The organism is Burkholderia sp. 4M9327F10 (assembly GCF_005503145.1).
In the GTDB taxonomy this organism is placed as follows: Bacteria; Pseudomonadota; Gammaproteobacteria; order Burkholderiales; family Burkholderiaceae; genus Paraburkholderia.
Map to the genome: position 1 here is coordinate 121,087 of NZ_SCNV01000013.1, position 21,435 is coordinate 142,521.

A 21,435-nucleotide genomic window follows, 5' to 3' on the forward strand; every position below is an offset into this window, starting at 1 on the left:
CAGCCGTGCGCAGCACAGCGAAAAACCCTGCCACGGCACGCGTGCGGCGCTACACTCCCGTTACTTCAACGGCCAACCCTCAAGATGGATCTGATGCACCTATTGCAGGTCGCCCTGCACTTCGACCGCAACCTGGGCGCGCTGATCGCGCAATATGGCACCGCCGTCTACGCGATGCTGTTCGCGATCGTATTCGTCGAAATCGGCTTCCTGCCGCTATTCTTCCTGCCGGGCGATCCGCTGATCTTCATCTGCGGCGCGTTCGCGACCACCGGCGCGCTCAATGTCTGGCTAGTGATTCCCGTGCTGTTTGCCGCGACCGTGGCAGGCAGCATCGTCAACTTCCTGATTGGCCGGGCGATCGGCGAGAAGGTCTACACGGCCGAGTATCGCTGGCTCGACAAGCATGCCCTCGAGAAGGCCCACGCCTTTTACGAGGCGCGCGGCGGCCTGACCTTCCTGCTCTCGCCGTTTATCGCCGTGGTACGCACCTTCGCGCCGTTCGTGGCCGGTGTCTCGCGCATGACGTTCGTGCGCTTCACCTCGTTCGTCGTCGCGGGCGCGGCGCTCTGGATCGTGTCGCTGGTGACGGCCGGCTACCTGTTCGGCAACGTGCCGGTAGTGCGCGACCACATGAGTTCGATCGTTCTCCTCGGGGTCGGGCTCGGCGTCGGTTCGCTGCTGGTGAGCGCGCTCTGGCGCTTCGTCAACAACCGGCGGCAGCGCGCGTGATGTTCTGACGGCGGCTCGCGCACGCCGGCACTCCCTAGCCTGGGCGAGCGTCATCGAAAGCTCCCAGCAGCGCGTTGAACAAACGAGGCACCCAGGCAAGATTGGGCCTGGGATTACGAAGCAGTCTCACGCAAACGCATCGATTCCCTGCACCAGCCGCTTCGCCAGGCGCGGCTGACGCAACTGTTCGAGCCACCATTGCAGCGCGCGCCCTTCCTGGTCGCCGCGCCATGCAACATACAGTACATTGGGTTCGCGCGGATCGGCAGTGGTCTTTTCGACCAGTTCGCCGCGCTTGAGCAAGCTCGCCACCCGATGGCGCGGCAGCCAGCCGACACCCAAACCTTCACGCTGCGCCAGGATCTTGGCACGCATGGTGGGAACCGCCAGTGCCGCCTGACCGCCGACGAGCCCGTACGCCCGTCCTGCGGTCAGGCGCGACGAATCGGCCACCGCCACGCCACGGTGCGCCGAAATCGCATCGCGTTTGAGCGGACCGCGAGCGGCCGCCAGCGGATGACGCGGCGACACCGCAAATACCCAATCCATCACGCCCAGTTCGAACCAGCGCAGGCCGGGAATTGCCGGCGGCTCATTGGTTGCCCCAACGATCAGATCGGCCCTGCCGTCGCGCAATGCCTCCCATGTCCCGCTCAGCACCTCGTGCGTCACCCGCAGCTTGACGCCTGACTGCAAAGCGTCGAACGCGCGGATCACCGGCATCAGCGACTCAAACTCGAGTATCTCGTCGGTGACGATCCACAGCCGGTCCTCCCAGCCGCTCGCAATCTGCCGCACGCGCTGGGTCATGCGCGTCATGTCCTGCATCAGCCGCCCGGCCTCCTGCGCGAGCAGATGACCCGCCGGCGTCAATTGCAGGCGATAGCGGCGCCGGTCGAACAGCAGCGCGTCAAAGCGCGTTTCAAGCTGCCTTGCTGCATGCGAGACCGTCGACGGCGCCTTGCCGAGTCGCGCCGCGGCCCGTGACAGGCTGCCGGTTTCGCGAATCGCATCGAGCAGCGCCAGTTCTTCCTCCGACAACATGTGCGACTCCGTCGAACGTGTTCTTCGGTCAAATCGTACGGCAAAACAAGGCCGGGCGTCCACCATGGCACAAGGCAATCCGGATCCATCCGCAAACATGTCCAAGGGTGATGCCGGGTCGTCAGTCATGTCACCGGGCAATCAGGGGCAGCCCCACAACGCCCTTTGCATAGGAGTACATCATGAGCATCATCAGCAGAACCGCACGGCTTATCAGCGGCGCACTCATCCTTGCAGGCGCACTGCAAGCCCCGGCAGACGCCGCCACGAGTCCCGCCATCAGCGAACATTCGCTCACGGCAAACGGCGTCGAGCTGCATTACCTTCAAGCGGGTCACGGCGACGCCACGCCGGTGTTGCTGCTGCACGGCTATGCCGAAACGAGCCATATGTGGCTGCCGCTGATCGGACGACTCGACGACCGGCGCGTCGTGATTGCGCCGGACCTTCCCGGCGCCGGCGCCTCCAGCATGCCGGCAAGCGGCTACGACAAGAAAACCATGGCGCAGGACATCCACGCCATGATGCAGCAACTCGGTTATCGCAAGGTGAAGATCGTCGGACACGACATCGGTCTGATGGTCGCCTACGCGTACGCCGCGCAGTACCCGGACGAAGTCGAAAGCGTCACGTTGATGGATGCCTTTCTGCCTGGCGTAGGCGACTGGCAGAAGGTTTGGCTACTGCGTGACAAGTGGCACTTCAATTTTTACGGCGAAACACCGCTGAAGCTGGTTGAGGGACGCGAGCGGATCTACTTCGAACACTTCTGGAACGACTTCGCGGCAGACCCGGCGCACTCGGTTCCAGAGGCCGACCGCGAACTGTATGCGTCGATCTACGCGCAGCCGGGCAGAATGCGCGCTGGCTTCGAGTACTTCCACGCCTTCCCGCAAGATGCGAAAGATTTCGCAGAGTTTGCCCAAACACCGCTCACGATGCCCATGCTCGTGCTCGCGGGGGAAAAGGCGTCGGGGACTTTCCTGATCGATCAGGCGCGATTGGTCGACACGAATGTGCAGGGCGTGATCATCAACGGTTCGGGACACTGGCTGATGGAAGAAGCGCCCGAGCAGACCATGGCGGCGATCGTGCAGTTTATCGACGCGCGGGCAACGAAGTAAGCTGCGCAGCGCGCCGGTCTTAAGGCCGGCGGCACCTTCGCCGCGGCCTGCAGTGCACGCGCCGCGGCGAGTCCCTCTGCGCCGGGACCCGCGCGGCGCGGCCTCAAAGCTGCATCAAAGCTGCCTCAAAGCTGACTCATACCGCCATCCGCGATAACTTCCGTGCCGACGATAAATGCCGATTCCGCAGACGAGAGATGCAGCACGGTAGCGGCAATTTCCTCCGGCGTACCGAAACGACCGAGCGGAATCTGGTTGAGAATTTGCGCCGCCGTCGCTTCCAGCGTTGCGGCGTCGAAACCCAGCTTGCCGTAGATCGGCGTCTGCACCGGTCCCGGGCTGACCACGTTCACGCGCACACCGCGCGGCAGCAGTTCCGACGACAGCGTCTTCGCCAGCGAGATCAGCGCGGCCTTGCTCGCTGCATAGACCGACGAACCCGGCATGCCGATGCGCGCATTGATCGAACCGTTCATCACAATCGACGCCCCCGGTTCAACAACGGCAGCAGCGCCTGGATCTGGAAATAAGCGCCCTTGACGTTGGTGTCGAAGGTCAGATCCCAAAGCACTTCATCCACCTCTGCGAACGGCGCGAACCTGGCGACGCCTGCATTGATAAACACGGCATCGAGCCGGATGTTGGCCTGAGCGAGCGTGCTCGCCAGTTCTGCCGCCGCGTCGAGCGAGCCGGCATCATTGCGAATGGCCAGTGCTTGCGCGCCGAGCACGCGCTTTGCATCTTCGAGCGCGGCAGTATCGCGGCCCGTAATGACCACGCGTGCCCCTTCGGCAGCGAATGCCTTGGCGGTTGCGAGGCCGATGCCGCTGCTGCCGCCGGTGACGAGTACAGATTTACCTTGAAAGCGAGTCATGATTCTCTCCAGTGAGTTGGATTCGGTGAGTTACCGTGAATGCATGATGCGCTGACCCGGTTCGCTTGCCGTACGACGTGAGCGACGTAGTCGTTCGAAATTATCGAACATTTATCAGAGCTCAAATCTGGCTGAATCTATTTCAAGCCGAGCCTCTTGGCCAGCCGGTTGAGGTTCGCGCGATCGAGTCCCAGTTCGCGCGCCGCGGCGGCCCAGTTCTGCTGGTGGCGCTCGAGTGTATCGAGCACCATTGTCCGTTCGAACGCGGTGACAGCGCTGCGAAAATCCGCTCCAACAGGCGCTGTTGCACTCGCGTCGGCAACCTGCTCGTTACGCGTCTCAAGCGGCACGGCGAGCGCAAGATCCGCCGCGCTCAGGGTCAGGATGCGCCGCCGCTCGCGGTTGGCGGCCAGCGCCTTGAGCGCGCTGCGGCCAATCAGATGTTCGAGCTCGCGCACATTGCCAGGCCACGGATAGCGTAACAGCGCCGCTTGTGCATCTGCCGCGAGGCGCAGGCTCAACAGGCCGAGCCGCGAGCGGTTTTCTTCGAGGAAAAAACCCGCCAGCAGCAACACATCCCTGCCCCGCTCGCGCAGCGGCGGCACCCGTAACGGATAAACGCTGAGCCGGTGATAAAAGTCCGCGCGAAACCGCCCTGCCCGCACTTCCTCGGCAAGATCGCGATTGGTGGCGGCAATCAGGCGCACGTCGACCTTGTGTTCATGGTCTGAACCTATCCGCTGCAACTGGCCGTTCTGCAACACGCGCAAGAGCTTCGCCTGCACGGCGAGCGGCAATTCGCCGACTTCATCGAGAAACAGCGTGCCGCCATCGGCCAGTTCGAACTTGCCGCGCCGGTCTGAGGACGCGCCCGAGAACGCCCCGCGCACATGGCCGAACAGTTCGCTTTCGACGAGCGTATCCGGCAACGCGGCGCAATTGAGGCTGATGAGAGGCTTGTTGGCCCGCGCCGACAGTGCATGAATCGCGTTGGCCACGAGTTCCTTGCCGACACCGGTCTCGCCGGTGACCAGCACCGTCAGGTCGCTGGCGGCGACAACTTTGATCTCTTCGAGCAGATGCTGATGCGGCGCGCTGCTGCCGATCATCTCGCGGCGGCTCTGCCCGCTCGCCTGCCGGTACGCTTCCGCGCGGCTGCGTTCCTCCTCGCTTGCGCGCGCCAGCGTGTCGATCCGCTCCACCACGCTGACGGTCGCGGCCGCGAGGCTCAGGAAAGCGTGTAGCGAAGCCATGTCGAGATCGTCGAAGCGTGCCGGGTCGAGCGAATCGAGCGTGAGCAGTCCCCATGGCCGTCCGGCGATGAGAAGCGGACAACCGAGGCAGTCGTGCACTTCAAGCTGGCCAGCCACACCTTGCACAAGTCCGTCATACGGATCGGGCAGTTCGGAGTCGGCCGCAAAACGTGTCGGCTCCGCGCGCGACAGCAGTTGTGCAAAGCGCGGATGGTCGCTGACGCGAAAACGCCGCCCGAGCGTGTCGCTGCTCAAGCCGTCGATCGCGAGCGGGACAAGGGTGTCGCCTTCGAGGCGCAACAACGCCGCGGCGTCGCCTGGAAACAACGTGCGCAGGCTGCTCAGCAAACGGCGATAGCGCTCGGTATCCGGGAGGTCGCGCGACAGATCCTGCATCAGCGGCGTCAGCGCGTCGAGCAAGGCGCGCGCAGTCATTTTGACCTCAGATGCAGTCGATCCGACCAGGGTCGAATTAACCATTCTATATTTTAAGCAATTGATTTAAATGGATTTTACACCTGGCACGAAAGATGGATAGAGAGAACCGCAGCCGGCACACGGCTGAACCTTAACTGAAACAGGGATTCGCATCATGCTCTCCGCTGAACATCGCGCCATCATCAAAGCCACCGTCCCGTTGCTTGAAAGCGGCGGCGAAGCACTCACCACGCACTTCTACAAGCTGCTCCTGAGCGAGCATCCCGAGGTCCGGCCGCTCTTCAATGCCGCGAATCAGGCAAGCGGCGCGCAACAGCGCGCCCTTGCCAACGGCGTGCTGATGTACGCGCGCCATATCGACCAGCTTGAACAGCTCGGCGGCCTGGTCGCGCAGATCGTCAACAAGCACGTCGTGTTGAATATCCTGCCCGAGCACTATCCATTGGTCGGCAAGTGCCTGCTCCGAGCTATCCGTGAAGTGCTCGGCGCAGAGATCGCCACCGATGCGGTAATCGAAGCATGGGCGGCCGCATATCAGCAACTCGCCGATCTGCTGAGCGGACTCGAAGAACAACTGTACGCGCAACGCGCCGCGGCGCCAGGTGGATGGCGCGGCACGCGGCTATTCCGCGTCGCGCGCAAAGTGCGGGAGAGCGACGAGATTACCTCGTTCTACCTGCGCCCCGCCGACCGCGGGCCCGTGCTTGCATTCGAACCCGGCCAATACATCGGCGTGCGGCTGCTGATCGACGGTGAAGAGATGCGTCGCAACTATTCGCTTTCGGCCGCGGCCAATGGTCACGAATACCGCATCAGCGTGAAGCGCGAGCCTAATGGGAAGGTGTCGAATCATCTGCATGCACAGGTGAACGAAGGCGATACGCTCGAACTGTTTGCACCGGCCGGCGACTTCAGGCTCGTTCCCAGCGACAAACCGCTGGTGCTGATCAGCGGCGGTGTCGGCATCACGCCGACCATGGCGATGCTGGAGACTGCACTTGAAACGCCACGCCCGGTGCATTTCATTCACGCGGCGCGCCATGGCGGTGTGCACGCATTCCGCGCGACCATCGACGCGCTGGCCGCCCGCTATCCGCAGCTCAGGCGCTTCTATTGCTATGAGGAACAGCGTGCGGAAGATCCCGACGCCGATGCAACCGGCTATCTCGACGCGGCCCGGCTCAATGAATGGTTGCCGCAAACACGCGACGTGGACGTTTATTTCCTTGGCCCGGTTGCATTCATGAAAGCGGTGAAGCGACATCTGAAGACAGTCGGCGTGCCGGAATCACAAAGCCGTTACGAGTTCTTCGGTCCGGCTGCGGCGCTCGAATAACCCCCTCTCACCCTCTCCGCAAGCGCCCGAGTGCGAACCCTGCTGTGCACCATTCTTGGTTCGCACTCGCATCAGGCTGCCTGGGCGATCCTTATGCTTCCACCCGCAATAGGTGCTCACACCGATTAGTCACACTAAACGACTACTCCATGAATCTGTCACTACACTGACACAGTAAGGTCACGTGCGACATCGGCGCAACGAACGAGGCTCAATTTCACGGCATTTGACAAAATTTAATTTGGGTCATCGTCTTATATCGAGCAGACTCCGTAAACCGCACGATTGAACGACGGGGAAATTCGTGAACATTGAAGATACGTGGAACGCTCACATGCGCCGCGCGCCCGTGGACGCTACGAGGAAGCAACAGCAGACTGCATCGCGTGCAAGGCGCGTCATGCAGGTTTTCATCGTGCTCGTCTGTATCTGGTCGCTCATCGAGACACCTTGGGAAGTCAGCCCCGGCGACGGCATGGCTCACATCGCCGCGCTGTTGCTCGCCAAATGCCTGCTGTTCGCCATAGGCGCCGCCGCCTATTTTGGCGCGCCCTACGCACGCTCGGTGTTTGCGTTCCTGTGCGGCGCGAGCTTGCTCGCAGTCGCTTCCGCGCTGCCGTTCGAATACGCGATTTCACATGAGCTGTTCACGCTCTCGCTGATCGAGTGCCTGTGCAAGGTTGCGCTGGTCGTGAGCTACACGGTCTGGTACGTTAAAAATCATTAAGCGGCGCGTGCCCGCACGCGCCGCATGCCAACTCGTCCCTCGTCAATGCGCGGCGGCCGCCGACGCATCCGCACCGCCCTTACCAGGCCTGGTCACCCAGATCAGCGGAATGATCGCGACGAAAATCACCGCTGACAGCCAGAAGATGTCGTTGAGGCCAAGCATGGCGGCCTGCGTGTCGAGTGAACGCTCGAAGAATGCCAGCGCCTGCTGCGACCCGCCGCCAAGCGCCGAATGCAAGGCATTGAGCGAAGCCACAAAAGTCGGATTATTGACGCTCGCCTGCTCAGCGAGGCGCGCATGATGCAGGATGGTGCGGTCGTTCCAGCCAGTGCTCGTCAGCGAGGTGCCCACGGCACCGGCAAATACGCGCACGAAGTTCGACAAGCCAGCTGCTGCGGGAATCTTTTCAGCCGGTAAGCCTGAGAGAATGATTGCAGTCAACGGTACGAAGAAGAAACCCGTTGGAAAACCCTGCAGCAAAGTGGGTAAAACAAGCGTCCAGGTATCGACGCCGGTCGTGTAGCCCGAGCGCATGAAGAACACGCCCGCAAAACCGAGGAACGACAGCGTGGCGAGCACCCGCGCATCGGATTTCGGCATCAGCTTGGCGATCACCGGCGCAAGCAGCACGGCGAAGATGCCAAGCGGCGCAGTGGCTAAACCGGCATCCACCGCGCGATAGTTCAGATACTCCTGCATCCACTGCGGCAATAGCACGAGGTTCGAGAAGAACACCGCATAGGCGACGGAGATCGCCACCGTGCCGCCGAGGAAATTACGCCCCGCGAACAGACGCAGATTCACGATCGGATTCTTCTCGGTCAGCTCCCAGATCAAAAAGAAGACGAAGCTGATCAGTGCCACCACCGTCAACGCGACAATCACCGGCGAGTTGAACCAGTCGAGGTCCTTGCCTTTGTCGAGCATCACCTGCAGCGAACCGACCCAGGCGATCAGCGACAGCAGACCCACCTTGTCGATCGGCAAGCGCCTTGTCGGCGTTTCGCGGTCACGATAGATCGCCCACGTGACGGCTGCCGCAAAGATGCCCACGGGGATGTTGATGTAGAAGATCCATGACCATGAGTAACTGTCGGTAATCCAGCCGCCCAATGCCGGGCCGGCAATCGGGCCGACAGTTGCCGTCATCGCCCACAGGGCGAGCGCATGCGAGCTCTTTTCCTTCGGATATGAACCCAGCAAGATCGCCTGCGACAGCGGAATCAGCGGCCCCGCCACCGCCCCCTGCACGATCCGCGCGGCAAGCAGCACCGGCAGTGTCGGCGCCATGCCGCACATCCAGGAGGACAGCACGAACAGCAGGATCGCCCAGACGAACAGCTTGACCTGCCCGACCCGTTGCGTGAGCCATCCGGTGAGCGGAATCGAGATCGCGTTGGCGGCGGAAAACAGCGTGATAACCCAGGTTCCCTCGTCGACCGATACGCCGAGGTTGCCGGAGATTGTCGGAATCGCGACATTGGCAATTGAGGAATCCAACACATTCATGAAAGTGGCCAACGCCACCGCAAGGGTCGCCAGCACCAGTTTGCCGCCGGAAAGCGGCGCGAGTGCGGCTGGTTGGGTCGATTGATTCATTTCATCACCGTTAGAAGGGGATGACGGTCAGAGCGATCGGATTTCTATCTGACCTGTCAGCTAATTGGGTAAAAAATTTTGTGACCATGCATGCGCATTCGAGTCAACCGGCATTGCGGCCGGCATCGTGGCGGGCGGCGGTCTTTTGCGGAGCACTCGCAGTTGCGTCGCGGCCAAGCGGCATGTTCTGCGCAATGATCTGCGCGATTTCCGCGTCCGCCGCAGCGCCATACTGGGCGAACACATCGGTGCGATACGACGTGTTGGTTGCGGCGGCCAACTGCGTGCCCGACTGGTCATGCGTGTCCACGTCGACCTGCATCGACAGGCCAATCCGCAACGGATGTGTGTCGAGTTCATGCTGGTCGAGTTGCACGCGCACCGGCAGGCGTTGCACCACCTTGATCCAGTTGCCGGTGGCGTTTTGTGCCGGCAACACGTCGAAGGCCGCACCCGTGCCCGCCGAGAAACCCACCACCTTGCCGTGATACTTGACGCTGGAACCATAGACGTCGGCTGTCAGCATGACGGGCTGACCGATGCGCATATGGCGCAGCTGGCCCTCCTTGAAGTTGGCGTCGACCCACACGCCGTCGAGCGGCACGATCGCCATCAAGGGTGTACCGGGGGCGACGCGCTGGCCCACCTGCACCGAACGCTGCGCCACATAGCCCGTCACCGGTGCGGGCAAGGTGTCGCGTGCGTATTCGAGGTAGGCGTCGCGCACCTTCGAGGCGGCTGCCTGCACATCGGGATGCCCGGCGACTGTCGTGCGATCGGTCAAGGCGTGATTGGCTTCGGCCTGCTGACGCGCCGCTTCGAGCGCGGCTTCGGCGGAGTCGACCGCGTCGTGCGCGTGGCTAATGTCTTCGCCCGATACCGCCCCCGTTCCGGCCACCGCTTCGCGCCGCTTCAGGTCATCGTTCGCGCGCGCCAGGTCAGCCTCACGCTGGGCAATGTTGGCGGCATAGAACTCGTTGTTCACGTAGAGACCGCTAACCTGCCGCACGGTCTGACCGAGCGTCGCTTCGGCGTTCAACAACGCAACTTTTGCGTCAGCGCCGTCGAGCGTGACCACCGGGTCGCCCTGCTTGACGATCTGCGTGTCGTCCGCGTTGACGGCGACCACCGTGCCGCTAACCTGCGGGGTCAATTGCACGAGGTTGCCGCTGACATAGGCGTCGTCGGTGGACTGATGGAAACGCCCAATCGTGAAATAGTAGGCGCCGTACGCTGCGCCGGACACCGCGATGGCGGCGGCCAGCAGCGTCAGCATCAGCTTGCGCTTCGGCGGATCCGCCTGTTCAGTTTGTTCAGCCTGTTCGACCTGTTCACGGGGTTTGGCTTGAGCCGTCGTGCGCTCGATGGTGGTATCGCTCATTTCAATGACTCCAGGCAAAGAATTAAGGTGTCGCGAGAAACGCTTTAGCGCGCGGCGACAGTTGGGTTGGTTCGAAGTACAGATGAGTTGGCTGCGCTACTCGTGCTCGCGCTTGCCGGCGTAGTCACGATCGTGCCCGCATTCGCCTCGCTGCTTGCGCCGGCGTCTTCGGTGTAGCCACCGCCTAGCGCCTGCGCGAGTGCAATCTGCTGATCGCGACGGTTCATCTTCAGGTTGACCACAGCCTCGTCAGCCGCGAGCGCGGTGGTGTCCGCATTCAGCACGGTGAGCTGGTTCGTGAGGCCGCCCTTGTATTGCGTAAGCGCTAACTGGTCGGCACTGCGTGCGGCGTCCTGGGCGGTTTCTGCATCGCCGAGCTGGGCGTCGGTCGAACGGATCTCGGCGAGTTGCGTGGCGACTTCCGACAGCGCCGTGACTAGCGTCTGGTTGTAGCCGGCCACGGCATTGTCGAAGTCGGCATAACGGCCTTTTAACTGCGCCCGCAGTTCGCCGCCGTCGAAGATCGGCAGATGGATTGCCGGCCCGGCGTTGGCGGTGCGGCTGGCGGCGCTCAGGAAGCGGCCAAAGCCGAACGCATCCAGACCGATGGCGGCGCTCAGGTTGATGTCGGGGTAAAACTCGGCCTTGGCTTCCTTGACGTCATGCGTAAGCGCATCGACGCGCCAGCGGGCCGCGACCAGATCCGGGCGGCGGCTGACGAGATCAGCCGGCAGGTTATCGGGCAGCAGCACTTCGTCACCGATGCCAAGCGCAGGCCGGGCAATCGACAGGCCGCGGTCCGGACCGGCGCCGAGGAGCGCGGCCAGTTGATAGCGCGTCGTGACGATGCTGCCGTCGAGCGAAGCCAGCGCGGCCCGGCTGCTGGCCAGGTTGGCCTGGGCGGTCTTGCGCTCGACTTCGGTATCCAGTCCGTTAGCAATGCGTCCGGCCGTAATGCTGTCGATCTGCTCACGCTGCCCCACTTCCTGTTGCGCGATGTCGCGCAACGCATAGAGACGGGCGAGCTGGTTGTAGCTGCGGGCGATAGCCGAGGTAAGCGTCAGCTTGACGACTTCGGCATCGGCCTCGCTCGCCTGCAACTGCGACATGGACGCCTTGAGCGCCTCGCGGTTCTTGCCCCACAGATCGAGGTCGTAGGAAGCTGATAGCAGCCCCTCGTTTTCCGACTGCCACGAGCCGGCATACGGCGGCGGGATCAGGGCGTTGCCTGAATATTGCTCGCGAGTGAACGAGTAGCTGGCGCCGACCTTCGGCAGCGTGCTCGCCTTTGCGGTTTCCGTATATGCAGCGGCGGCAGCGACGCGGGCCCTCGCCTGCTCAATTGTCGGACTGCCCTGCAACGCTTCGGCCAACAGCGCCTTGAGTTGGGCGTCGCCAAACTGGTCGGCCCAATTCGCCGCAGGCCAACGGCCGTGGTCAGCCGGAATGCTCTGCTGGCTCGCGAAACTCTGGGGTTGCGCCATCTGCTTGTCGCTCGTGATGCCCGCGTAGTTAACACACGCCGACAGCACGGCCGCGCAGATGAGTGTCACACCAGCCTTCGCGAAACGCGCTGCGGTGCCTTTCTTAGTTAGCTGCGGTGCCATTTTCTGACCTGTCAGATATATGGGTAAAAAAAATGCCACTCAATCTTCGAGAAATTTCTTGAGCAGGCGGCCGAACTCTTTGAACTCTTCCTTCGTAAAGCGTTTGAGGCGTGCATTCAGCACGCTGGGCGCGACATCAGGAACCTGGTTAGCGACCTCTATGCCCTTCCTGGTGAGCATCAGGTTGACCACCCGGCGGTCTTCTAGGTTGCGCGAGCGTTGCAGCAGCCCTTTGGCTTCCAGCTTGTCGAGCATGCGGGTCATGAGGCCCGTATCGATACCCAGCAGCTTCGACAACTCGAACGGCGTGTCCGCGGTGCCGCGTTGCAAGGACAGCAGGATGCCCATTTGCTGGCTGGTGATGTCCAGCCCTTTCAATGCGTTGTCCATTTCGGCCACCATGACGTTGCGGGCCTTGTTGATGGAGAAACCCACGCTGACTTCGCTGTTGAAACTCTCTCTCGTGTAGTGATCCATGTCTGACTCCTTGATCGTTGGAAAGGAGATTAGCTGACAGGTCAAATACTGTCAAGTTAGATTTTTGATTTCTTGAAGGTCGGGCGGCAAGCACGGAGGAGCGCTCCAGGCGCTTTCGTCAGAGGAAAGACGCTGCAAGGCTTGACCGGGGCTTACGACGGAGCTACTATTGATGGTTCAAGACTACGTACAAGCGGGTGCAAAAAACGTAGAGCCGCCCGGGAAACCGGGTCCCACCTGGAGTGGGAATTCTGTTGAAGAACAGATAGAGAGCCCCGCATGCGACGGCCGCCGAAAGGTGGCCGTTGGTTTTTCTGCACGTCCCTATCCGCGAATCGGCTTCCCAAGGTAGGTGGCACGTAACAGCGTCTCAAACGCAACCTTCCCTCCCTTGGCCTGGCGTCGCGTCAGTCCCTTATCCAGCAAATATGCAGACTGCACGCGCAGCACGAGTCGACGCCTGCGGCTACTGTCCTTCTTGACCTCAAAAAAGACCGCGTAAAGCGAGCTGGTCCCATCCGCATTCAGATGTTCAAGCGTGACGAAGTTCGGTTGCTTCTCGTCGGCGACGGTGATGTGTCGGCCGGAAAGGTTGACAACAATCTCCCGCAGGAACCGGCGTGATAGTTCGTATCGCTGAGGGTCCAACACCCGATGCTCCTTACCATCGCTGTATATTTCACGCGCCGGTATGACATGGCGGGAGCGGCCGTCCCACTGAAAACTGTGTGAGAAGCAATGGCATGAAAACAGGACGAGTACGGTGATGTCACTGCCGATCCCGAGGTCCACCTTGAAGGAAAACGAATCAAGATGGCTTAAATCCCACTGAATTCCGCGATAGGCAATTCCCGAAAAACGGTGCGTAGGTTCTGGTGGTGAATCGACGGGTTGAAGTTCGAGTTCCAAATTTCCCTGAATTTTTTCGAAGAACTGATCATTTTATGTGGCCAGTAGATCGATAGCCATATCGGCCAAATGGACAGGGGCAATCGCAATAATTGGAACGAACCACGCCACGTACCGACAAAAAAAAGCCCGCATCAGCGGGCAACCCTCTCGGGGGAGAACACGGAACATCAAACCGACCCTAGCGCATGGCAACCGCCCGCTAACTACCCCTTCGTCGCACCAAACGTCAGCCCCGCGACAAAATGCTTCTGCATGGCAAAGAACATTGCCACCGAAGGCAACGCGGCGAGAATGGACCCCGCCGACACCAGATTCCACGCCGTCGTCCACTGCCCCTTCAGCGCGGCCACGCCAACTGTGATCGGCGCCGCCTCGTCTCCCTGAGTCAGACACAGCGCCCAGAAGTAGTCATTCCAGACAAACGTAAACACCAGAATGGCAAGCGCCGCAAGCGCCGGGCGGATCAGCGGCAAGACGATCCGGAAAAACACGGTCCACTCGTTAGCCCCCTCGATCCGCGCAGCCTCGACCAGTTCGAACGGCAACTGCTTGATAAAGTTACGCAGGAACAGCGCGCAGAAGCCCGTCTGAAACGCCACATGAAACAGGATCAAAGCGCCCACCGTGTTGAAGAGCCCAAGCTTCAACGACAGATCGCGCACCGGAATCATCAACACCTGCACCGGGACGAAGTTGCCCGCCACGAAGGTGGCAAACAACGTGCTGTTGCCACGAAACCGGTAAATCGCCAGCGCGAACCCCGCCATCGCCGCCAGCGTGATCGAGCCGAGCACCGCCGGCACCGTGATCAGCACGCTGTTCCAGAAGTAATGCAGCATCGGCGACGTGGTCAGCGCGTCGTGATAGTTGGTCCACATCGCGAACTGCTTCGGCCAGCCCCAGTAGTTGCCTTCACTCAGTTCATCGGATGAACGCACCGAGGTGACCAGAACCGCAATCATCGGCAGCAGCCAGATCAGCAACGCCGCCGGCAGCGAAAGCTTGTAGAGCCGGCGCGAGGTCGGCTTCCATTTGGCAATCGGCATCGGATACATATCGGCCTCCTTATTGCTCAGCGCGCAGCATCCGCCGCAGGTGATAGACGATGTAGACCAGCATGATCGCGAACAGCACCACCGCAATCGCCGCGGAATAGCCGATCCGGTAGTACTTGATCGCCTGGTCGTACATGTAATAAGCCAGCACGGTGGAGCTTTCGAACGGACCGCCGCCCGTCATCACCGAGATCAGGTCGAAACTGCGCAATGCGCCAATCACCGTGACCACGATTGCCATGAACGTGGTGGGCCGCAGTTGCGGCAGGATCACATGCCACAGCATGGACCAGCCATGCGCGCCTTCCATGCGCGCCGCCTCGACCTGTTCCGAGTTCAGCGAGGTCAGCCCCGTCAGATACAGGATCATGCAGTACGCGGTTTGCGGCCAGAGCGCCGCGAAGATGATGCCAGGCGTCGCGTAGCGCGCATCGCCGAGCACCGGCACGCCGTGCCCCAGTATCAGCGCGAGCAAGCCGAAGGTCGGGTCGTAGAACCACGAGAAGATCAGCCCGACCACCACGCCCGAGAGCACAAATGGCGCAAAGAACAGCGACTTGACAATGCGGATGCCGGCCACGGCCTGGTTCAGGTACAGCGCGACCGCCAGCCCCATGGGTGGCGCCAGCAGGAACAGCAACAGCCAGATCAGATTGTTCTTGAGCGCGGTGTAGAAGGTCGGCGCATGGAACAGCTCCACATAGTTCGCGAGACCCACGAAGCTGGGATCGGTCATGCCGTCCCAGTTGAAAAAGCTGATGCGGATGGTCGAGAGTATCGGCCAGACAACATACACCGCCACCATCACGCAAGCGGGGGCGAGAAAAAGGAATGCGGCACGCCGTTGGCGGCGCGCGGTGGGCGACGGACCACGCCGGCGCACCGACGCACGCGGCGCGGCGCCGCCCGCCGGGCCCGATGCGCCCTGCCCGGCGTTGCCAATGGATTGACGGCTGACGGAGTGAACCACGGTGAGTCTCCTGCTCAATCTCGATCGGGCGCGGGCGGCGCGAGGCCGCCCGCGCTCACTTCTGCAACACGCTTACTTCTTGTAGATGCGCTGGCGGGTCTGCTCAAGTTGCGCCAGCACATCGTCGAGCTTCGAGGGATCGGCGATGAATTGCTGCATTCCCTTCATCCCCTCGTCAGCCATCTCCTTGGTCATGTCACGATCATAGAACTGCGCGATGCCGCCCTTCGTGTTGGCCAGAATCTGGAAGCCGATCTTCGAAATGGGATCCTCCGGTTCCGGCGACTTGCTGTTCGCCGACAGCGAACCCAGCCCCGTGGCAAGCTGCGCGCCGATTTCCGGCGTCTCGACAAAAGCCAGGAACGCATGCGCGTCGGCCTTGTTCTTCGCCTTCGACGGAATATGCAGCGACTCGACCGGTCCGTCCTCGGCGGTCGGCACCTTCGAATCGATAATCGGGAACTGGAAGTAGCCCATCTGCGGCTTCACGTTCGCCGGAAAGCCGCCGGTGATAAACGTGCCCATCAGCATCATCGCGGCCTTGCCCTGGAACAGGAACGGCTGCGCCGCATCCAGATCGTAGGAGAGCGAATTGTCGATAAAGTAGCCGTCGTCGATCAGTTGCTTCCACGTGGTGTACACCTTCTTCACGCGCGGATCGGTGTAGGGCACCTCGCCTGCCATCAGCTTCTGATGGAACGCGTTGCCGTTCAGGCGCAGGTCCAGATAGTCGAACCAGCCGGCCAGCGTCCACGCATCGCGGCCAGCCACGGCAATCGGCGTAATGCCGGCCGCTTTCAGTTTCTTGCAGGCGTCGAGAAACTCATCCCACGTCTTCGGCTCGGCTGTGATCCCGACCTTCTGGAACAGATCCTTGCGGTAGAACATACCCCAGGAGTAGTAGACGGTCGGCGCCGCGTACTGCTTGCCCTTATATGACGAGGCCTCCTTCGTCGAGGCATAGGTACTGTTCCAGCCGTTCTTGTTCCAGTCGCCGCTCAGGTCTTCGAACAGGCCACGCTGCGCGTAATACGCCATCCGTTCGCCGTCGTGCCAGTTCACGATGTCGGGCGCAACGGTCGAGAGCCAGCCCGGCAGTTGCACCTTGTAGGCTTCCTCGTCGATGAACGACACGTTGACGTCGGTGCCCGGATGGGCCTTCTTGAACTCGTCGATCACCTGCTGCCAGACCGCCCGCTGACTCGCGCCCTTGAACGCGATGTTGATCGCGAGCGTGCCCGCCTGCGCGCTGCCGGCCATCGATGCAGCCGCGGTGGCCGCAGTCAGCGCGACGGCAACCAGAACCTTGCGAAGTTTGAATTTCATGCCTGTCTCCTTGGTTTTTACGTGGTTTTCGGTAGTGCCGGGGTGCTGCGAAGGGTACTGCTCAGATGCTGCCTGGGGTGCCAGGAAAAGTGCCACAAACCTGCTAACTCGATCGATAAACCGCCACACCCTGCGGCGCGATCTCCCGCGAGCCGATCACGAAGGCGCTGTCGGCCACCTCGGTAAGTGTGTGCACCTGCTCGCCGTAGTTGAATACGTACGTCAGCGCGCCGCGCCGGCTGATGCGCACATCGTCGCCGAGCGCCACCACGGCAAGACCGGCTTCGCGGGCGATCGCAGCAAAGAGCCGCGTTGTCAGCGCGTCATCGAAGAGACTTGCAAAGTAGTGAGCCGTACCGCTGCGAACATAGGCGGGATGGCCGTCCGCAAAACGGGCGCGAATCTCCAGCGCTGCGTGCTGCGCCGCATCCAGCTCGACGAAATCGCGCCAATGCCGCCCAACGCCATCGTCGAGACTCGCACTGCCGGCAATCCGCACGGGTTCGGTCACGTTGGGGCGCAGCGACTCGACGCGCCATACGCGAACCGGCATCACTGCGGCGAGCGTCCCAGGCGGCAACGCTGCAGGAATCTGCAAATCCTCTGTCTTCGAGCCGCTGCGCGGCCCGAGCACCACCTGCGCACCCGAACGCGAGAGACGTTCCGCAAAATCCGCGGGCACCACCGGCAGCGGCGGCACCACGATCATCTGATAGCCGTCGAGCGGTGCGTCCACCGGCACCACGTCGACATCCAGACCGAGCCCGCGCAACGCCGAGTAGTACTCGAAGGCAAAACGCGGATAGTGGAAGTCCGCACCCTGCGGATGAATCTCGAACAGCCACTTGGCCTCGTAGTCGTAGACAAGCGCGACCCTCGCGCGAATGCTCGCGTTCGCATCGGCTTGCGCCGCCAGCACAATGCGGATTTCTTCAGCTACCTGAGCCGCTTCGTTGCCACCCACATCGAGCCGGTTATCAGGCGTGTTCAAGCCCGCATGCATCTGCTCCTGGGCAAACGGGGCCTGGCGCCAGCGGAAATACGACACGCACCCCGCGCCGTGCGCAAACGCCTCCCAACTCCACAGGCGCACCATGCCCGGCAGCGGCGCCGGATTCCATTGCGCCCAGTTGACCGGCCCCGGCTGCTGCTCCATCACCCAGAACGGCAGCTTCGACATGCCGCGGTAGACATCGTGATTGAACGAGGCGAAATCCGGATGACCGGTGCGCAGCCACTTCGCCTTGATCTCGGGCGCGAACCATTGCTCTTCGAGCGCGCCGAGCGGATAGCTGTCCCATGCGGCCACATCGAGATCGGCGGCGACCTTGTAGTGATCGAACTCGGTGAATAACTGCATGAAGTTATGCGCCACCGGCCGGCCCGGCGAATGGGCGCGAATGATCTCGACCTGCATGCGGTTGTAGCGCGCCACTTCATCGGAGGCGAAGCGCCGATAGTCGAGCCGGTGCGACGGATGCGCCTCGGTGACGGTCGCCACTGGTGCGTCGACCTCATCGAAGCTGCGGTACTCCATGCTCCAGAACACCGTGCCCCATGCACGGTTCAACGCGTCGACCGTCTGGTAACGCGCCTTCAACCACTCGCGAAAGCGCACCACCGCCGCCCGCGAGTAGCTGACCACCGTGTGATGGCAACCGAACTCGTTATCGGTCTGCCAGTAGGCAACGGCAGGATGCTTGCCGTAACGCTCGGCGATCGCCGTGCAGATCCGCTCGGAGGCGGCGAAATACGACGGCGACGAGAAATCGTAATGACGGCGCGAGCCAAAAGCACGTGGCCGGCCATCCGCGCCGACCGGCAAAATATCCGGATGACGGTCGATCAGCCACTTCGGCGGCGTCGCGGTCGGCGTGCACATCACCACTTGCAGGCCGGCCGCGCCGAGCACGTCGATCGCGCGGTCGAGCCAGCCCCAGTCGTACTCGCCGGGCGACGGCTCCATGCGGCTCCAGGCAAACTCGGCAATCCGCACCTGCTCGATGCCGAGTGCTTTCATGCGGCGGGCGTCATCTTCCCACAGCGATTCCGGCCAGTGTTCGGGGTAATAGCAAACTCCGAGGCGCATCCCAGTATCCTTTATGCGTAGTGTTCGACGGATTCGAGCGAAGCGACGGCGAAGCCGTCTTCGGTAAACAGATGGCAGACAGCAGCCGGCGCGCGGAAGACGGCGCGCTCGCCCTGCTGCAGACGCGTGTCACCGGGCGCCTTGGCAATCAGCACCGCGCCGTCGGCTTCCTCGAGATGGACATAGCTGTGTTCGCCAAGCTGCTCGACTAGCGAAACGGTGCGGGTCAGCACGGAGGTATCGGATGCGGTTTGGCGAGCCGCCTCGCCGCCGTTCTGCTGACCCAATCCTGTGGCTGTCGGCGCGGATGCGGCAGCGCCCCCCTCGGCCAGCTCCAGATGCTCGGGCCGCACCCCAAACGTCACCGCCTGCCCCACGCTCAGCGCCGCGCCATCCACGCTCACGCGCACGCTTTCGCCGCTGCCGTTGAGCGTGACGCTGACACCGCGCGGGTCGATCGCGGCAACCTTGCCGGCCAGAAAATTCATTCTTGGCGAGCCGATGAACCCCGCCACAAAGCGGCTTCGCGGCCGGTGATACAACTCGAGCGGCGCACCGATCTGGGCGATGCTGCCGAAGCGCTCGGTGTCCTTGCCGGCATGCAGCAGCACGATCTTGTCGGCAAGCGTCATGGCTTCGATCTGGTCGTGCGTCACATAAACGACACTCGCCTTGGCAAACTGCTTGTGCAGGCGCGCGATCTCAACCCGCGTCTGGCCGCGCAAGGTGGCATCGAGATTGGAGAGCGGCTCGTCGAACAGAAACACACCCGGTTCGCGCACGATGGCGCGGCCGATCGCCACCCGTTGCCGCTGCCCGCCCGACAAGGCCTTGGGCCGGCGCTCCAGCAGCGCTTCGAGCTGCAGGATGCGGGCCGCCTCCCGCACCTTGCGGTCGATTTCGTCCTTGGGAGTTTTGGCGAGCTTGAGGCCGAAGGCCATGTTCTCGAACACGGTCATATGCGGGAACAGGGCGTAGCTCTGGAACACCATCGCCACGCCGCGCTGGGCCGACGGCACGTCGTTGACGAGCCGCCCGCCTATCGACAGGTCGCCGTCGCTCACGTCTTCGAGGCCGGCAATCATGCGCAGCAAAGTGGATTTGCCGCAGCCCGACGGCCCGAGGAACACGCAGAACTCGTTCTCGCCGATCTCCAGATCGACATTGCGAATCACCGGCGCGCCATCGCCGTACGATTTTTGGACGCCTCTTAACGAAATGCTCGCCATCGCTTCGTCTCCGTGATTTAATCGGCTCGAAGTCGGAGATTAAGCGCTTAATCTTCAAGGCCGAAAAAAATGACCGCGTGCGATCCAATGGCCTGCAGCGTCTCCGAAATCGTGCTGTCTATGTGTCAAATACTGCCGCGCCTGAATGCAGGACGCAAATTTTGAGAAACCATCCCAAATAGTGACGACATCATGCCAACCCTGAGTGAAGTCGCGCGCCGCGCCGGTTGCACGCCCGCCACGGTGTCGAACGTGCTGCGCAATCGCGGCCGGGTCGGCGCCCTCACCCGGCAACGCGTGCTCGATGCGGTCGAAGCGCTCGGCTATCAGCCGCATCTGGCCGCCCGGGCGCTCGCCGAGGGCCGCGCCCCGACCATCGCGCTGATGGTCTCGAGCATCGCCAACCCGTTCTATCCCGAGTTCGCGCTGGCGGTCGAGCGTGCGGCGCGCAGCAGCGGCCACTTCCTGATCATCTGCAATACGAACGAAGATCCGCTGGCAGGACGCGCGTATCTGGAACAGATTGCCGGCACGCTGTCGGAAGGTGTGCTGGTGATGAACGCGAATCTGGATTTCGCCGACCTGCACAAGACCGAGGCGCGCGGCGCGCCGGTTGTGCTGTGCATGTGGGAACGTCCGCACGAACCGCCCGGCCTGCCCTGCGTGGCGGTCGATTTCCGGCTCGCCGGCGAACTGGCCGGGCAGCATCTGCTCGAACTGGGGCACCGGCGGATCGGCGCCATCGTCGGCAGCAAGGCGGCGGGTATCCACGCGGCGCGTTACGAAGGCTTTCTCGATGCGCTGCGCGCGGCGGGGCTCGAGGTGGCGGACTCGCCGGTGTGTTATGCGCCGGATACCACCCAGGGCGGCTATCTCGCCGCCCGCGAATTGCTGCAGGGGAATCCGCAGCTAAGTGCGATCTTTGCGACCAACGACCTGCCCGCGCTCGGCGCCTTGCATGCGGCGGCCGATCTGGGCTTGCAGGTGCCGGGCGATCTGTCGGTAATCGGTATTACTGACATTCAGTTAGCCCAGGAATCGCGTCCGGCGCTGACAACCGTGGCTGTGCCAACGGTCGAAGCGGCTGAGCTGGCGGTGTCCTTGCTGCGCGAGTTGATCGAGGCGTCGCCGCGCGGCACCCGAGCTACGGCGCAAGCGCCGCGGATGTGCGTGGCATCAGCACCGCGGCTCGTGGTGCGCGCCTCGACGCAAGCTCCCGGCGGCTAAACGAGCCGGTCAAGCTTGAGCACCTGCATGGA

The 21,435-nt window shown here is 62.4% G+C and carries 17 protein-coding genes and 1 pseudogene; 5 read left to right on the forward strand and 13 right to left on the reverse strand.

Features of this window, described 5'->3' with window-relative positions; translation table 11 throughout:
* Nucleotides 1–84 precede the first annotated feature (84 nt).
* Nucleotides 85–732 (forward strand): VTT domain-containing protein, encoded by a 648-nt coding sequence (locus tag FFS45_RS15080; protein ID WP_137955452.1) that lies wholly within the window; start codon nt 85–87, stop codon nt 730–732.
* 126 nt (nt 733–858) lie between these two features.
* On the opposite strand, the gene FFS45_RS15085 is transcribed toward FFS45_RS15080, so the two are convergent.
* Nucleotides 859–1,776, reverse strand: a complete 918-nt coding sequence (locus FFS45_RS15085) for a LysR family transcriptional regulator (protein WP_137955453.1) — start codon at nt 1,774–1,776, stop codon at nt 859–861.
* A gap of 182 nt (nt 1,777–1,958) precedes the next feature.
* Here FFS45_RS15085 and FFS45_RS15090 point away from each other — a divergent pair, with 182 nt between their 5' ends.
* Nucleotides 1,959–2,900 carry an alpha/beta hydrolase gene (locus FFS45_RS15090; RefSeq protein WP_137955454.1) on the forward strand — a complete coding sequence of 314 codons (942 nt, stop codon included), beginning with the start codon at nt 1,959–1,961 and terminating at the stop codon, nt 2,898–2,900.
* 125 nt (nt 2,901–3,025) lie between these two features.
* Here FFS45_RS15090 and FFS45_RS15095 read toward each other — a convergent pair.
* Together FFS45_RS15095 and norR are read right to left on the reverse strand one after the other, a co-directional pair.
* Nucleotides 3,026–3,774, reverse strand: a pseudogene (locus FFS45_RS15095) (SDR family oxidoreductase).
* 137 nt (nt 3,775–3,911) lie between these two features.
* The gene (gene norR, locus FFS45_RS15100) at nt 3,912–5,507 is read right to left on the reverse strand and encodes a nitric oxide reductase transcriptional regulator NorR (RefSeq protein WP_137955455.1); all 1,596 of its coding nucleotides are present in this window, start codon (nt 5,505–5,507) and stop codon (nt 3,912–3,914) included.
* A gap of 112 nt (nt 5,508–5,619) precedes the next feature.
* Between norR and hmpA the strand changes: the two genes are divergently transcribed.
* On the forward strand, nt 5,620–6,801 hold the full coding sequence (gene hmpA, locus FFS45_RS15105; RefSeq protein WP_137955456.1) for an NO-inducible flavohemoprotein: 1,182 nt from the start codon (nt 5,620–5,622) through the stop codon (nt 6,799–6,801).
* 400 nt (nt 6,802–7,201) lie between these two features.
* A complete protein-coding gene (locus tag FFS45_RS15110; RefSeq protein WP_137955457.1) occupies nt 7,202–7,528 on the forward strand; it encodes a hypothetical protein in 327 nt (108 codons plus the stop codon).
* A 42-nt stretch (nt 7,529–7,570) separates the two neighbouring features.
* Here the strand turns inward: FFS45_RS15110 and FFS45_RS15115 are convergent, their stop codons facing one another.
* The 10 genes from FFS45_RS15115 to FFS45_RS15160 all read right to left on the reverse strand — a co-directional run bounded on the left by FFS45_RS15115 (nt 7,571) and on the right by FFS45_RS15160 (nt 20,176).
* Nucleotides 7,571–9,130, reverse strand: a complete 1,560-nt coding sequence (locus FFS45_RS15115) for a DHA2 family efflux MFS transporter permease subunit (protein WP_137955458.1) — start codon at nt 9,128–9,130, stop codon at nt 7,571–7,573.
* A gap of 103 nt (nt 9,131–9,233) precedes the next feature.
* Nucleotides 9,234–10,511 carry an HlyD family efflux transporter periplasmic adaptor subunit gene (locus FFS45_RS15120; RefSeq protein ID WP_137955459.1) on the reverse strand — a complete coding sequence of 426 codons (1,278 nt, stop codon included), beginning with the start codon at nt 10,509–10,511 and terminating at the stop codon, nt 9,234–9,236.
* A 44-nt stretch (nt 10,512–10,555) separates the two neighbouring features.
* Nucleotides 10,556–12,118: an efflux transporter outer membrane subunit gene (locus FFS45_RS15125; RefSeq protein WP_137955460.1), complete on the reverse strand. Its 1,563-nt coding sequence runs from the start codon at nt 12,116–12,118 to the stop codon at nt 10,556–10,558.
* A gap of 39 nt (nt 12,119–12,157) precedes the next feature.
* The gene (locus FFS45_RS15130) at nt 12,158–12,595 is read right to left on the reverse strand and encodes a MarR family transcriptional regulator (RefSeq protein WP_137955461.1); all 438 of its coding nucleotides are present in this window, start codon (nt 12,593–12,595) and stop codon (nt 12,158–12,160) included.
* A 324-nt stretch (nt 12,596–12,919) separates the two neighbouring features.
* On the reverse strand, nt 12,920–13,504 hold the full coding sequence (locus FFS45_RS15135; RefSeq protein WP_137955462.1) for a hypothetical protein: 585 nt from the start codon (nt 13,502–13,504) through the stop codon (nt 12,920–12,922).
* A gap of 206 nt (nt 13,505–13,710) precedes the next feature.
* Nucleotides 13,711–14,562: a carbohydrate ABC transporter permease gene (locus FFS45_RS15140; RefSeq protein ID WP_137955463.1), complete on the reverse strand. Its 852-nt coding sequence runs from the start codon at nt 14,560–14,562 to the stop codon at nt 13,711–13,713.
* Between the two features lie 10 nt (nt 14,563–14,572).
* On the reverse strand, nt 14,573–15,532 hold the full coding sequence (locus FFS45_RS15145) for a sugar ABC transporter permease (protein WP_137955464.1): 960 nt from the start codon (nt 15,530–15,532) through the stop codon (nt 14,573–14,575).
* Between the two features lie 72 nt (nt 15,533–15,604).
* Entirely contained in the window at nt 15,605–16,858 is a 1,254-nt protein-coding gene (locus tag FFS45_RS15150; RefSeq protein ID WP_137955465.1) for an extracellular solute-binding protein, read from the reverse strand.
* A 103-nt stretch (nt 16,859–16,961) separates the two neighbouring features.
* A complete protein-coding gene (locus tag FFS45_RS15155) occupies nt 16,962–18,947 on the reverse strand; it encodes a beta-galactosidase (RefSeq protein ID WP_137955466.1) in 1,986 nt (661 codons plus the stop codon).
* 11 nt (nt 18,948–18,958) lie between these two features.
* Nucleotides 18,959–20,176: an ATP-binding cassette domain-containing protein gene (locus FFS45_RS15160; protein WP_137955467.1), complete on the reverse strand. Its 1,218-nt coding sequence runs from the start codon at nt 20,174–20,176 to the stop codon at nt 18,959–18,961.
* Nucleotides 20,177–20,368: 192 nt separating this feature from the next.
* Here FFS45_RS15160 and FFS45_RS15165 point away from each other — a divergent pair, with 192 nt between their 5' ends.
* Nucleotides 20,369–21,403: a LacI family DNA-binding transcriptional regulator gene (locus tag FFS45_RS15165; protein ID WP_137955468.1), complete on the forward strand. Its 1,035-nt coding sequence runs from the start codon at nt 20,369–20,371 to the stop codon at nt 21,401–21,403.
* Nucleotides 21,404–21,435 lie beyond the last annotated feature (32 nt).

Excerpts from the sequence above, each read along its gene's own strand:
- FFS45_RS15115 (WP_137955458.1), bottom strand. The coding sequence starts at position 9,130 with ATGAATCAATCGACCCAACCAGCCGCACTCGCGCCGCTTTCCGGCGGC.
- FFS45_RS15155 (WP_137955466.1), bottom strand. The coding sequence starts at position 18,947 with ATGCGCCTCGGAGTTTGCTATTACCCCGAACACTGGCCGGAATCGCTG.
- FFS45_RS15120 (WP_137955459.1), bottom strand. The coding sequence starts at position 10,511 with ATGAGCGATACCACCATCGAGCGCACGACGGCTCAAGCCAAACCCCGT.
- FFS45_RS15080 (WP_137955452.1), top strand. The coding sequence starts at position 85 with ATGGATCTGATGCACCTATTGCAGGTCGCCCTGCACTTCGACCGCAAC.
- FFS45_RS15090 (WP_137955454.1), top strand. The coding sequence starts at position 1,959 with ATGAGCATCATCAGCAGAACCGCACGGCTTATCAGCGGCGCACTCATC.
- FFS45_RS15165 (WP_137955468.1), top strand. The coding sequence starts at position 20,369 with ATGCCAACCCTGAGTGAAGTCGCGCGCCGCGCCGGTTGCACGCCCGCC.
- FFS45_RS15085 (WP_137955453.1), bottom strand. The coding sequence starts at position 1,776 with ATGTTGTCGGAGGAAGAACTGGCGCTGCTCGATGCGATTCGCGAAACC.
- FFS45_RS15140 (WP_137955463.1), bottom strand. The coding sequence starts at position 14,562 with ATGTATCCGATGCCGATTGCCAAATGGAAGCCGACCTCGCGCCGGCTC.
- FFS45_RS15110 (WP_137955457.1), top strand. The coding sequence starts at position 7,202 with ATGCAGGTTTTCATCGTGCTCGTCTGTATCTGGTCGCTCATCGAGACA.
- hmpA (WP_137955456.1), top strand. The coding sequence starts at position 5,620 with ATGCTCTCCGCTGAACATCGCGCCATCATCAAAGCCACCGTCCCGTTG.
- norR (WP_137955455.1), bottom strand. The coding sequence starts at position 5,507 with ATGGTTAATTCGACCCTGGTCGGATCGACTGCATCTGAGGTCAAAATG.
- FFS45_RS15130 (WP_137955461.1), bottom strand. The coding sequence starts at position 12,595 with ATGGATCACTACACGAGAGAGAGTTTCAACAGCGAAGTCAGCGTGGGT.
- FFS45_RS15125 (WP_137955460.1), bottom strand. The coding sequence starts at position 12,118 with ATGGCACCGCAGCTAACTAAGAAAGGCACCGCAGCGCGTTTCGCGAAG.
- FFS45_RS15160 (WP_137955467.1), bottom strand. The coding sequence starts at position 20,176 with ATGGCGAGCATTTCGTTAAGAGGCGTCCAAAAATCGTACGGCGATGGC.
- FFS45_RS15150 (WP_137955465.1), bottom strand. The coding sequence starts at position 16,858 with ATGAAATTCAAACTTCGCAAGGTTCTGGTTGCCGTCGCGCTGACTGCG.